This window comes from Micromonospora sp. NPDC051006 (assembly GCF_044456245.1).
Classification (GTDB): Bacteria; Actinomycetota; Actinomycetes; order Mycobacteriales; family Micromonosporaceae; genus Micromonospora.
Genome location: NZ_JBITFP010000003.1, coordinates 282,172 through 294,580 on the forward strand (window position 1 = coordinate 282,172; position 12,409 = coordinate 294,580).

A 12,409-nucleotide genomic window follows, 5' to 3' on the forward strand; every position below is an offset into this window, starting at 1 on the left:
TTTCTAGATTTTGTTTGTTTGTTTATAAAACACGCCCCCCCCCCCCCCCCCCCCGGGGCCCCCCGGGGGGGGGGGGGGGGGGCGCCCGGCCCCCCCCCCCCCCCCCCCCCCAGGGGAGGGGGAGTGGAGCAGTACGGCCTGGTCAGCCGGCCCGCAGCGCGGTGGCGGCGGTCGGCCAGGTGCGCTCGTCGGTGACGTCGGCGAGCTTGATGCCCTTCAGGATCCTGGTCATCTCCGCGTCGGAGAGCCGGCCGCCGCTGGCCACCTGGATGGTGGTCCTGCCGTCCGGGCTCCAGGCGTTGCAGAAGCCGTTACCGCACTTCGGCTCGGCCGGCGGCTTCTCGCCGTCCTTCAGCGCCTGGTTCGAGTTGGCGTTGGGGCTGACGAAGATCTGGAAGCTGCCGGGCGGGTCCTCGCCCTCGGGGCCGCCGTACGGCTCGGTGAGCCCGGTGGTGGGCAGGGCCGGAGCGGCGAAGATGGCGCCGCCGTAGTTGCCGTCGCCGGCCGCGGCGATGCCGTTCAGGCCGGCGTAGGCGTGCTGGCCGAGTTCGGCGGCGTGGTAGCCGGCGGGCAGGTAGCCGACGGTGAACGGCACCCGGGCCGGCGCGGGGACGCTGGGCCGCAGCCCGGCCACCAGGGCGCGCAGGTCGGCGGCGGCGACGTCGGACGGCTCCGCGAAGCTCTCCGCCACCGCCCAGGCGTTGTCGGTGTACTCCCAGGCGAGCGCCCGGTGCAGGTTCGCGCCGTAGGTCGGTCCGTCCTGCTCGATCGCCTGGTGCCCGTCCACGGTGACCCGGTTTCCGGTGAACTTCTCCGCGTCGAACGCGCCCGGGCGGTAGACGGTCAGGTAGGCGTAGAGCTGCCGCGCGTCGTCCCCGGGCTTCGAGGCACCCTTGGGGCCGACGGCACCCTTGGGGCCGGCGCCGTCGTGCGGTTCGACGACCTCGTCGGGGTCGACGGCGCGATCGTTGGTGACCAGGCCGTCCATGTGCAGCGGAGCGATCTGGTAGGCGCTCGACACGACGATCGGGTCCTTCACGTGCAGCTTGCCCGCGTCGAACCGCTGGAAGACGTACTGGAACGGGTCGTCCGGGAACTCCCAGCCGGCGGCCGGGGTGAGCGGCGACGCCGTCACCAGGGACGTGCCGGCGGCGGCCTGCTCCCCGGCGCTCGGGCCCACCGTGGCGTCGGGCAGGCCGATGCTGATCGCCGCGACCACGCCGGTGACGGCGAACGCGGCGGAGGCCACCGTCCACCCTGCCCGGCGACGCCGCTGCACCTTCCGTCCGGCGGTCACGATGTCGTCGACCGTGTACCGCGGCGACGGCGCGTCGGAGGTCACCTTCTCCACCAGTTCATCTGCGCGCACTGGTTATCTCCCTTTCTGGATCGATGGTGTGGTCAAGGTCGATCTGGTCCTGGGCCAGGACCTCGCGCAGCCGGGCGAGGCCGCGGGAGGTCTGGCTCTTGGCGGTGCCGATGTGCCAACCGAGCACGCTGGCCGTCTCCTCGAGGCTCATGCCGAGGTAGTGCCGGCAGACCACGGCGGCGCGCTGCCGCGGCGGGATCTCCCGCAGGGCCGCCCGGACCCGCAGCCGTTCGTCGACCGCCGTCGTCGGGTCGCGCTGCGTCGCCTCGGGCAGCGCGTCGCCGGCTGAGCGCTCCCGTCGCCACGGGCGGCGTTTCTCGTCGATGGCGGCGCGGACCACCATCGTCTTCGCGTACAGGTCGGGTCGCTCCAGCCGCGGCCACCGCGGGTACAGCTTGGCCAGAGCGGTCGCCGCCGCGTCCTCCGCTGTGTGCCAGTCACCGCAGGTGACGTACGCCAGGTTCCGCAGTACCGGCAGCTGGGCGGCGACGAACTCCCGGAAGCCTTCCTCGTCCTCGGCTTTCACGCGGGTAGAACGGAGCGGGGGTCGGCAAATGTTGCCGCGCGCGGGAATCTTTTTCCTCGACTTCTCCGAGCCCGCCCCGGATCCCCTTCTTGCAGCACAATTCGCCGAAGTGTCAGCTGGAGTCGGGTATGCGGTTCCCCAGGGTCGCCAGGGTCAGGGCATGACTGTTTCCACTCCTGGCCTGTCCGGCTTCCGCCGTGCCGGGGCGCTCACCGCCGCCGCGCTGGCCGCCGTGGCGCTCGGTGTCGTGCCCGGGGCCCGCGCCGAGGCGGCCGGCGGCACCCTGCCGATCGGCGACGCCGACCTGACCGAGGTACGCACCAGCAGCACCCTGGCCGCCGGCGTCACGCTGACCCGCATTGTGCGCGGCACCGAGCCGGCGCCGGCCGACCAGATCAACACGACCACCCGGGGCCCGTGGGTGGTCAACGTGCTCACCATCGACCCGCGCCGCGCGCGGGGCCACCTGAAGGCGACGTACGGCCCGAACCTCAGCCAGGTGGAGAAGACCACCGAGCTCGTACGGTCCTCCGGCGCGCTGGCCGGCGTCAACGCCTCGTTCTTCACCTTCACCGCCAGCCAGCAGTACCCGGGCGATCCGGTGGGGCTGGGGATTTTCGGCGGGAAGCTGCTCAGCGAGCCGACCACCGACCCGGCCGAGGTCAACTTCGTGGTCGACGCCAACACCAACCGGGCGCTGACCGGGAAGCTCAGCTGGTCGGGCAGCGTCCGGAACCGGCTGACCGACGCCACGCTGCCGCTGGAGTTCATCAACCACCCGCCGGTGGTCCCCGCCGGCTGCGCCGCCCTCGCCGACCAGACCCAGTGCACCGAGCCGGGCGACGTCGTGCAGTTCACCCCCGAGTTCGCCTCGACCACCCCGTCGGGCGCCGGCGCGGAGGTCGTACTCGACCGGCTCGGCTGCGTGGTGCGCACCGCGACCACCCGGGGCACCGCCCTGGCCGCCGGCCAGACCTCGTTGCAGGCGACCGGGCGCGACGTCGTCGCCCTGCTCAACGTGGCCGGACGCGGCTGCCTGGACCGGGACTCGACGCTCACCGACCAGCGGGGCCGCAAGCTTCCGCTGCGGCCGGGGCTGTTCGGCGTGAACGGGCGGTACCCGCTGACGGCGGACGGGCAGATCGTCGTCCCGGATGGCGCCCCCGGTGACAGCTTCTTCGCCCGCAACCCGCGCACCATCGCCGGCACCACGCGGGACGGAAAGATCGTGCTCGCCACCATCGACGGTCGCCAGAGCACCAGCGTCGGCACCACCCTGGACGAGACCGCCGCCGTCGCCCAGGCGCTCGGCCTGTCCGACGCGATCAACCTCGACGGCGGCGGCTCCACCGCGATGGCCGCCCAGGGCGCGCTGGTCAGCCACCCGAGCGGCGCCGAGCGGGCCGTCGGTGACGCGCTCGTCTACGTGGACGGCCGGTACCGCAGCGGGAACTGACCACCGCCCGCGGGCAGCGGGTCGGTGTGGGGGTGCGGCCGGGCGCAGGTGCCGGCCGCATCCTCCCGCTGCCCCGAGTCGACGTGACCTTCGAGATCGCTCTGGGTCGCGCTGACCCCGCCCTACCGGACTGGACGGGCTGGCCCGTACGGGTCGTGTCTGGACCAGTGCCCCGCTACCCATGCTGTGGTCCGGGACACCCATAGCCGGTCCGCGGATGGCCTGTGCCGGTCCGCGGGGTCCTGGCCGCGGTCCCGGACGGCACCGCCGCAGTTCCCGTTTCGGCGGACCGGCGTCCGGCGGTCCGGGACCAGCGCTCGCACGACGGTCCGGTCCGGGACAGTGCTCCGGACGGTCGTCGTGCTGATCCCGGCCGCCCGGACCGCCGCCCCAGCGTTGGCCGGCCCACGGCTGTCCCACACGGCTTTCGCCCAGCGGTTACCCGCCGACGGACACCCGCTGTCCAACGTCACCGCGCTGGCGCTGGTTCGCCTCCTGTGCGCCGAGGCCACCGCGTGCCCGCCGGTTTGGCCCGAGTGCGATGCGGCGTGACCGGCACGACGCGTGCGATGTCTGTCAGGTTGGGACAGCTCCTGTCAGCCCAGCGGGCGCTTCGGTCAGAAACCCTCGTCTGACAGAGCCTGACCAGACCTGGCAACGTCCGCACATTCGCCGCCATCCCTAGGCGGAAACCGGCGGTGTATGCCCACCGCCGGGGCCAGCATCACCTGCGACGACCGGCACTTCGGCTGGATGTGTGACCACGAGGGCTGGGCCGAACCGCGCGTTGCCGCGCGTGGTCCGCGCCAGGATGAGTCACCCTGCGGCATCTGGCTCGTACGGCACAGGCACGGCGCGGGACCCTACGGAAGCGCCGAACCTCTCGTCTGCGCGCGGGGCCTCGACTGGGTACGGCACTGAGGGCTCGTTTGGGGGTGTCCACGAACCGAGGCCCCAGACGAGTCCTCCCGACGTGCCCTGTCAGGTGCCTGACCTGCCGAAACCAAGCCGGACAGCACCAGCTCGGCATGATCAACCTATCCAGACTCCCTGCGGGATTCTCTCTCCAGGGGCCCATGAGGATTACCGACACTCGCGCAATTGCGTCCCCGCCTGCGGGCCGCCGCCGCACCGTTCCATCCCTTGGACTTCGCCCCACCCCGGCTGCAAGCGGCTCGCCTGTCAGCGGCGGGCCGCATGCAGGTGCGCGGCAGACAGGCGAGCCGAAGGAGCGGAGAGGGCGCTCGGGCCGGGGTGCGCGCGCGGCTCTGACGGGTACGCGACCAGCCTCAGGCGGAAACGCGACGGGCAGCAGAATGAGCGGATTCACGCCGCCGTTGATCGCTGACATTCATGTCGGGGTGCCGATAGAACCGTGATTCTTTCGATCAATGTCCGCCGATAGCGTGTCGCGCAAAGGCCGTCACGGAAAGGCGGACGATGAACGACACGATCCCTTCACTATCCCGGCGGCGCGTCCTCGTGGGCGCCGCCACGGCCTCGGCGGCGGCAACGGTCGCCGGGGCGAGTGCCGCGCACGCCGCACCACCCACCGCACGCTCCGCGCAGCCCCTGGTCACCCGGGACCGGCTTGCGGGCGCGCGGCTCGCAGGAGGATCGGTCCGCGTGGAGGCGGACTTCGCCGACCGGCTCGACGATTGGCTGGCGTTCTGGTCCGCCAACTCACCCCCGCGGTGGAGCAGCCCGGTGGAGGTGGACGGGGAGGTCAGCTCCACCCGGGCCGCGTTCACACTGCGCGCCATCCGGGTCGTCCGCGACGACCAGCCGGTCGAGGCGTTCACCGCGAGTCGGGTCGATACCGCGCACCTGGCCACCCTCGCCAGCCTCTACCACCACTTTCCGCTGGTCACCGTGGTGAGCGGCGGCGGACTGCGGGTGACCGACGGGCCCGCCGGGTTCACCGGCGGGGCCGAGCAGGTGGCATTCGCGGTCGCCGCCTGCCGCCAGCTGTGGGGTGTGCGTACGGCCGACGCCGGCGCCTGGCGCGACCAGGTCGGCGGGCGGCGGGCCGACGCGTGGGCGGCCTTCACCAGGGCGAGTCTGCGGCGCGGGCTGCAGACCGAAGCGTAATGATCATCGGAGGTAGGACATGGCACGCAGCGAGTTCCGGTTCGTGGTCGACGGCGTCGAGCTGACCAGCGAGCAGCAGAGCCTCATCGCGGGCGAGATTCAGAAGGCGGGGCTCAACGCCCTCGCCGTAGCCGGCACGAGGCTGACCAACCCGCTCTCCGTCGGGCACGCCAACCTGAAGCTGCGCCCCGAGTGGTACGGGCTGTGGGTGATCGACGGCCCGTTCGCCGATGACCTCGGCAAAAAGATCAACGACCTCGGCTTCTGGGTGCAGCGGTGACCGACACGGTCCACCGGCCGGACTCGCCGGAGCGGATGTGCCCGAGCACGCCCGCGGCCAACGCCACGGTCTTCCTCGGCATGATCACTCCGGCGGGTCGGGTCGCCTACGTCACGCCGCAGATGCCGGCCGACGTCGCCCTCGCCACGGCCGGCACGGACCTGCCAGTCGAGTCGCAGTTCCGCCTCGCCGGCCCCTGCGTCACCACCTCGTGCGGCTTCTGGACCGGCTCCCACTGCGGCCTCGGTGAACGCCTCGCCGCCTCCTATCAGGAGACCACCGGCGAGGCCGAGGCCGACCTGCCGCGCTGCGCCATCCGGCGCAGCTGCCGCTGGTACGCCGAGCAGGGCCGTTCGGCCTGCGCCGCCTGCTCCCACGTGGTCACCGACGCCCGCTGACACCGCAACCCAGAACAGGCCGCCGGCGGCGTCAGGCGATCACCTGCCCGGCGGTTGGTAGCCGGCCTGCTGCTCGGTCGCCATGTCGACTTCCTCGGCTGTCAGCAGCGGCTCGACCCGCGTGTCGACGCCGCCGGCCGCGCGGATGGCGATGGCCAAGCCGGCTGCCGTCTTGTGATCCGGCAGGTCGCAGACCACGTACGTGTCGTGGCCGCCGAACCCGAAGTACATCGACTCCACCCGCCCGCCGGCGTTCTCGACGATCGCGCGGACCACCTCGACGCGCTTCGAGCCGCCGTCGACGGCCAGGCCCTTCACGCCATCGACGGTGTAGGTCGACTTCAGCAGAAATTTCGCCACCGCGACGTCACCTCCCGGGACGGTGCGGCACCCGCGCGGCGAGCGCGGGTGCCGCTGACAGTCATTGCGCGGCGTACCACGATCGTGGTCAGCTGCCTTGGCGTTGCACCCGCTCGCTGCCCTCGACCTTGGCGCGACCCTGGTCACGTTCGCTGCCGGACGTGCCGGTCGCGGCCCGCAGGTGCCGGCGCTCCGGCGAGCGCTCGACCTCCGAGCCCTGCCGGCCGCGAGCCCCGCTGCCGGGATGCCGCCGTCCGCGCGCCGATTCGCCGCCGGGATCATGCTTGTTCGGCTTCTGGCTACCCATGGCCAGCGCGTACCCGGCCAGCCGACGGCTAGTCATCGAGCAGCCGGGCCGGCGGGTCGCAGAAACCGGGCATCCGGCTGGGCAGCGCAGGTAACGCAGAAGCGCCCCGCACCAGGCGGGGCGCTTCCCTTCACCGATCGGTCGCTCAGCGGCGGCCGACAAAGATGCCGATGCCGTTGGCGACCGCGCGCTCCGTACCGTCGGAGGGGTTGTTGCGGGCGGTGGCCGCCGCCTGGCCCGGCTCCCGGACGGCGACCGTGGTCGAGCCGCCACCGTCCAGGTTCACCGCGGCGTCCGAGCCGAGCGAGCGCATCAGCTCGGCCAGTTCGGCGATCGTGAAGCCGGCGCTGGCGGGGGCGCGGCCGGCCAGCGCGACGAGGTACACCGTCTGGCCGTCGGCGCTGACACCGGCCGCGCTGCGCACAGCGGCGGTCTTGGTGTCCAGGCCGGCCAGCGGCTGGCCGTCGCGCAGGATCGGGGCGCCGCCGACCGCGAAGGTCAGCTTCGGCTTGCCGACGGAGACGAGCTTCTCGTCCACCTTCACCCGGTCGCCGACGACGAGGTCGTCCAGCGCGTCCGCACCGGCCTCGCGGCCGACCAGCACCTGGGTGTCGCTGGGGATCGCGCCCGCGCCGGGCGTCTGGCTCACCGAGGTCACCACGCCATCGCGTACGGTCACCTCGTAGGTGTGGGTGCTGCACGGGTCGTTGCGGCTGGTGTCGCTGCCGCAGGTCGACCGGACCCGGGAGGCGGTGCCCCAGTCGGCGGTGAACACGCCGACGCCGCCGACGGGGAGCGCGTACTGGTTGAGCCCGCCGAGGGCGATCGTGCCCTTGTCGCTGCGTACCTCGCCGGCCAGGCTCAGGGTGTCGACGCGCGCCTTGCCGTTCACGCCCACCCCGAAGACGTCCCGGGTCGAGGTGCCGGGGGCGAGCCCCGGGCCGAAGCGCTGCGAGTTCGGCACGGCGAACTTCAGCGCCTCGCCGTCGGCGATCTCCGGACCCGACGCCGAGTTGGTCGGCGCGACCCCCGCGTGGGTCTCACTGATGTTGAAGAAGTCCCCGTTGACGCCGGCGACGGCGCCCTGGGCATTCGTCATCGCCGAGACGACCTGCCGCTGCGCGACGGCGTCGGGGTGCAGCAGGTCCAGGGAGACCTTGTTCCTGCGCAGGTCGGCGGTGAGCAGGTAGCCGACGGTGACGCCGCGCGCGGTGTTCACCTGGAACGAGCCGTACGTCACGCCCGGGGCGAGCTGCTCGGTCGAGGTGACGGTGATCGGGGCGTCCGCTGTGGACGCGGACGTCGCTACGGGAGCGGCCTGGGCGATGCCGGTCGGCGCCGCGAGCGTGCTCAGCCCCGCGGCGAGCAGCAGCGCCAGACTCGGGCGTACGAGCTTCGATGACCTCATCGTCGCTCCTTTCGTGGTGCGGTACCCGAGCCGATGCTCGGCGGGTCGAGCCGGACCGACAGGTGGCCGGACCAGCGGAAAGCTTCCCGGCCAGCGGATCATGCGGGGGTGAACAGGGGAGATGCTCGACGTGAACCGCCTGTGCCTTTTGATCATCTGCCCCCGCGCTCGCCGCGCTCGTCGCGATGACCGACGACGCCACGAACAGCGCGGCCCGGAACCGCGCGCCGGGTCAGGTCAGGAAGAGCGGTCCCGGCGCTCGACCGCACGGCGGTGCCGGTTCAGCGCCCGGCGGTGCGCGTACGCGAGCAGCCGATCCACCTCGGCCAGGCTCCGCGGACCTGGGTTCAGCACGCACGCCCAGCCGGCCGTGCCGTAGACCGGGTGGGGCAGCACCTCGTCCACAGTGGTGAAGTCGATCGCCGAGCGGTGCTCGGCGAACCGGGCCGGCGGGTAGCCGAAGAGCCGCTCGAACTCCTGCCGCCCCAGGTCCAAATTCAGCCGGAAGACCCCCGGCCGGTCGAGCCGCGAGTCGTCGTCGAAGCCGGCCATGTCGTGCTCGCCGAGGGTGGCGAACGGCAGCCGACGATCCGGCCCGACGAAGAAGAACCGCCAGCCCCACGCCGGCTCCGGGGCGCCGGACGCCTCGTCGGCCAGCACCACGGCCACCTCGGGCAGGGCGGCGATCCGTTCGACGATGTCGTCGGCACTCGGGCCGGGCTCGGCGGGCGAAGCAGGGGGTACGGGAGAAGATGCCATGACCTTCACCGTATCGTTGAACCACCCTTTGAGGCTTTGTCGCAGTCCCAGGCTTGGAGGATCGGCTGAACCCTCAAAACCCGCGACACCGTCCGGTCGACCTGGCGCGCGAGCACGGGATCTCCACGCAGGCCGTGCGCAACTACGAGCGCGACGGCGTGATCCCGGCCGCCGAGCGCACCCCGAGCGGCTACCGCACCTACACCGACCTGCACGCCGTGGCGCTGCGGGCGTACCTCGCGCTCGTGCCGGCGTACGGCTACGCAACCGCTGCCGAGATCATGCGCGCCGCGACCCGGGGTGACCTCGACGCGGCCCTGCGCGCCGTCGACCACGGCCATGCGCAGCTGCTGCGGGATCGGGAGACCCTCGACGCCGTCGAGGCCACCGTCGGCGTGCTCACCACCGCACTGGCCGGCGAGCGGACCGTCAGGCCGCTGCCCGTGGGCGCCCTCGCCCACCGGCTCGGCGTCACCCCGGCGACGCTGCGCAAGTGGGAACGGGCCGGCATCCTCACTCCGGCCCGCGACCGGGCCAGCCGGCAACGCCTCTACGACCCCGACGACGTCCGCGACGCCGAGCTGGCCCATTTGCTGCGCCGCGGTGGCTACCTGCTGGACCACATCGCCACCGTCATGCGGCAGGTCCGCGCCGCCGACGGTCCCGGTCCGCTGGCCGACTCCCTGGCCACCTGGCGGCAGCGGCTGGCCGCCCGGGGCTGCGCCATGCTGGTCGCCGACGGCCGTCTCGCCGACTACCTGAAGACCGCCGGACTCTGACGGACCACGGTGACCGCAGGACCGATGAGCTCGGATGTGCCGACGGTCCGTGCGACGACCGTCCGACTCTGGCGTCCCTTCGGACAGTTTCCCAGAAGTGATCTTGCCGGTCGACAGATGAAGAACCTACTGTCCCCGCTGGCGATCATGCCTTCAACCAACAAGACGGGGGTCTCGTTGCGTTACCTTCGTGGTGTCGCCATCGGCACCATAACCCTGCTGGCAGCGGTGACGGCGGTGGCCACCCCGGCCAGCGCCGCTCCCGCGCCGGCTGCTCCCTTCACCGCGCTGTCCGTCGACGGAAACCCGCTCTCCTGGTGGCACCAGGGGTCCCGGGTCTACGACCAGGCCGGGGGCGCCACCTTCACGGTCACTCCGAGCGCCGGTGACGGCCTGGCCTTCCGAACGGACCAGGCCGGCGACTCCTGGACGTTCCGGCTGGCCCCACCGAGCGGCGAGTCGTGGACCGTCGGGACCACGTACGAGCTGACGGGCGTGGAGCACGCCGAAGACTTCGCCTTCGTCGACGTCGCGCACAACGGCGCCACCTGCGACGAGGCACCGGGCTACCTCTCCGTCCAGGAGGCCACCCGGGACGCCGGAACCGGTGCGCTCACCGGGTTCGCGGCCTTCTACGTGATCTCGTGCGGATCCAGCCACCACGACCTGTTCGGCGAGATCCGGTGGAACTCGAGCGTCGGGTTCGTCGCCGCCGGCACCGACACGATGTCGCACAACTTCGGCGACCGGGTCGTCGGCGGCCCGGCGACGAGCAAGACGATCACCGTACGGTCGATGGGCTCCGACCCGGTGGAGTACGGCACGGCCTCGTTCGACACCCCGGGCGGCTACTCGATCACGGCCGACACCTGCTCGGGCACGACCCGCGCGGCCGGTGAGACGTGCACCGTCACGGTGAGCGCGAAGCCGACCAAGCTGGGCGGTGACTGGACGTTCCTCCGACTGCCCGACAACACCGTGCTCGGCGAGCGGCTGGTGCAGCTCGGCGTCAACGGGCTCGACCCGCGTACGGTCAACGTCACCCCGGCGTCCCTGGCCTTCGGCGACCAGTACATCGCCGAGACGGGCTCGACGCAGTCGGTGACGGTGACCGGCACGGGTGACACGGCGATCACCTTCGGCGCCGCCACGATCGGCGGCACGGACGCCTCGTCGTTCACCGTCAAGGCGGACACCTGCAAGGGCGTCACGCTGGCCAAGAACCAGACCTGCCGGGTTGACGTCTCGGCGAAGGCCGGCGGCAAGGGTGCCCGCAGCGCCACCCTGCAACTGCCGAACAACAGCCTCACCAACCCACGTACCGTGCCGTTGACGCTCAACGGCGTGGTGGGCGCCAGGGGCACCTACTACCCGCTGACCCCCGCGCGGATCATGGACACCCGCACCGGCACCGGCGCCCCGAAGGCGAAGGTGGGCACCAACGGCACGGTCAACCTGCAGGTGACCGGGCGCGGTGGGGTGCCGTCGAGTGGCGTGGGCGCGGTCGTGCTCAACGTGACCGTCACCGAGCCGACGGCGTCGAGCTTCCTGACGGTCTACCCGGCCGGGCAGGCCAAGCCCACGGCGTCGTCGCTGAACTTCCAGCGGGGCTGGATCCGATCGAACTCGGTGACGGTGGCCGTCGGCGCGGGTGGCAAGGTCGCCATCAACAACCTCTCCGGCTACACCCACGTCATCGTTGACGTGCTGGGCTACTACGCCAGCGACAACACGCCGCTGATCAGCACGGGTCAACTGGGTGGGCAGTTGCAGCCGGTACCGCCGCTGCGGGTGTTCGACAGCCGTAGCGACTGGGGCAAGAAGCTGCCGGCCGACAACCAGGTGCGGGTCGCGGTGAACTACGGCACCGACGCCAACTGGCGCATGAAGGCCGTCGTCCTCAACATCACCGCGGTGTCGCCGTCGTCCAACGGGTTCCTCACCGCCTGGAACGGCGAGTGGCCGGAACCGAAAACCTCCACCGTCAACTACACCGGCGGGTCGGTCACCCCCAACCTGGCGATCGTGCCCGTCCGGCACTGCTACGACTGCCCGTGGGGATCCGAGTTTCCGACCTTCGGCGTCTACACGCTGAAGGACACCCACGTGATCGTCGACATCGTCGGCTTCCTCGACGACAGCAGCCTCGCCGACGGTCTGCGCTTCAACCCGAAGACGCCGACCCGGATCGTGGACAGCCGCAAGGGACAGGGGCTGCCCAGCAGCCTCGGCGCGGGCCGGACCGGCACCGTCACCACGCCCGGCGCGCTGCTGACCGGCGGCACCCAGGCGCTGGCGCTCAACGTCACCGCGGTGACGCCCACCGCCAGCACGTTCCTGAAGCTGTGGCCGAACGGCATCAGCGGCATTAACCAGCCGGACGTCAGCAACGTGAACGCCACGGCCGGTCAGATCGTCGCCAACGCCGCCATCACCCAGCTCGGCCCGACCAACCAGTTCAACGTCTACAACCACCTGGGCACCACCGCCGTCGTCGCCGACGTCGTCGGCACCTTCTGGCGCTACCCGGGAACCGCCAGCGGAGCCGCCGTCCAGGGCTTCGTCGGCGGAACGCCGCGGTCGCCGTACGCGCCGGGCGACAGGCCGACGCCGGACCGGGTCACGCGATGACCGGCTGAACCCGCACCACCAGTAGAGGCGGTGGTCGTCGAGCAT

The 12,409-nt window shown here is 72.0% G+C and carries 12 protein-coding genes; 6 read left to right on the forward strand and 6 right to left on the reverse strand.

The genetic code is table 11. The features are described from left to right. Positions 1 to 142: 142 nt before the first annotated feature. Together ACIBBA_RS07630 and ACIBBA_RS07635 are read right to left on the reverse strand one after the other, a co-directional pair. Positions 143 to 1,369: a hypothetical protein gene (locus ACIBBA_RS07630; RefSeq protein ID WP_396694777.1), complete on the reverse strand. Its 1,227-nt coding sequence runs from the start codon at positions 1,367 to 1,369 to the stop codon at positions 143 to 145. Further along, a complete protein-coding gene (locus ACIBBA_RS07635; RefSeq protein WP_396694779.1) occupies positions 1,356 to 1,895 on the reverse strand; it encodes a SigE family RNA polymerase sigma factor in 540 nt (179 codons plus the stop codon). Before ACIBBA_RS07635 ends, ACIBBA_RS07630 begins: the two co-directional genes overlap by 14 nt. Positions 1,896 to 2,055: 160 nt before the next feature. On the opposite strand from ACIBBA_RS07635, the gene ACIBBA_RS07640 reads away from it, so the two are divergent. The 4 genes from ACIBBA_RS07640 to ACIBBA_RS07655 all read left to right on the forward strand — a co-directional run bounded on the left by ACIBBA_RS07640 (position 2,056) and on the right by ACIBBA_RS07655 (position 6,120). After that, the gene (locus tag ACIBBA_RS07640) at positions 2,056 to 3,351 is read left to right on the forward strand and encodes a phosphodiester glycosidase family protein (protein WP_396694781.1); all 1,296 of its coding nucleotides are present in this window, start codon (positions 2,056 to 2,058) and stop codon (positions 3,349 to 3,351) included. A 1,440-nt stretch (positions 3,352 to 4,791) separates the two neighbouring features. Beyond that, a complete protein-coding gene (locus tag ACIBBA_RS07645) occupies positions 4,792 to 5,442 on the forward strand; it encodes a hypothetical protein (RefSeq protein ID WP_396694784.1) in 651 nt (216 codons plus the stop codon). Between the two features lie 19 nt (positions 5,443 to 5,461). Further along, positions 5,462 to 5,722 (forward strand): hypothetical protein, encoded by a 261-nt coding sequence (locus ACIBBA_RS07650; RefSeq protein ID WP_396694786.1) that lies wholly within the window; start codon positions 5,462 to 5,464, stop codon positions 5,720 to 5,722. After that, a complete protein-coding gene (locus ACIBBA_RS07655; RefSeq protein WP_396694788.1) occupies positions 5,719 to 6,120 on the forward strand; it encodes a hypothetical protein in 402 nt (133 codons plus the stop codon). The genes ACIBBA_RS07650 and ACIBBA_RS07655 overlap by 4 nt, the downstream gene beginning before the upstream one ends. A gap of 39 nt (positions 6,121 to 6,159) precedes the next feature. On the opposite strand, the gene ACIBBA_RS07660 is transcribed toward ACIBBA_RS07655, so the two are convergent. From ACIBBA_RS07660 to ACIBBA_RS07675, 4 genes are all read right to left on the reverse strand, one after another. Beyond that, entirely contained in the window at positions 6,160 to 6,480 is a 321-nt protein-coding gene (locus ACIBBA_RS07660; RefSeq protein WP_350869086.1) for a GYD domain-containing protein, read from the reverse strand. 88 nt (positions 6,481 to 6,568) lie between these two features. Further along, positions 6,569 to 6,823 (reverse strand): hypothetical protein, encoded by a 255-nt coding sequence (locus tag ACIBBA_RS07665; protein ID WP_396694790.1) that lies wholly within the window; start codon positions 6,821 to 6,823, stop codon positions 6,569 to 6,571. Between the two features lie 109 nt (positions 6,824 to 6,932). Beyond that, a complete protein-coding gene (locus tag ACIBBA_RS07670; RefSeq protein ID WP_396694792.1) occupies positions 6,933 to 8,195 on the reverse strand; it encodes a phosphodiester glycosidase family protein in 1,263 nt (420 codons plus the stop codon). A gap of 237 nt (positions 8,196 to 8,432) precedes the next feature. Then, the gene (locus ACIBBA_RS07675; protein ID WP_396694794.1) at positions 8,433 to 8,954 is read right to left on the reverse strand and encodes a DUF6194 family protein; all 522 of its coding nucleotides are present in this window, start codon (positions 8,952 to 8,954) and stop codon (positions 8,433 to 8,435) included. A 53-nt stretch (positions 8,955 to 9,007) separates the two neighbouring features. Here ACIBBA_RS07675 and ACIBBA_RS07680 point away from each other — a divergent pair, with 53 nt between their 5' ends. Beyond that, positions 9,008 to 9,733 (forward strand): MerR family transcriptional regulator, encoded by a 726-nt coding sequence (locus tag ACIBBA_RS07680; protein ID WP_396694796.1) that lies wholly within the window; start codon positions 9,008 to 9,010, stop codon positions 9,731 to 9,733. 117 nt (positions 9,734 to 9,850) lie between these two features. Beyond that, positions 9,851 to 12,364, forward strand: a complete 2,514-nt coding sequence (locus ACIBBA_RS07685) for a choice-of-anchor D domain-containing protein (protein ID WP_396694798.1) — start codon at positions 9,851 to 9,853, stop codon at positions 12,362 to 12,364. The last annotated feature ends 45 nt before the right edge of the window (positions 12,365 to 12,409 follow it).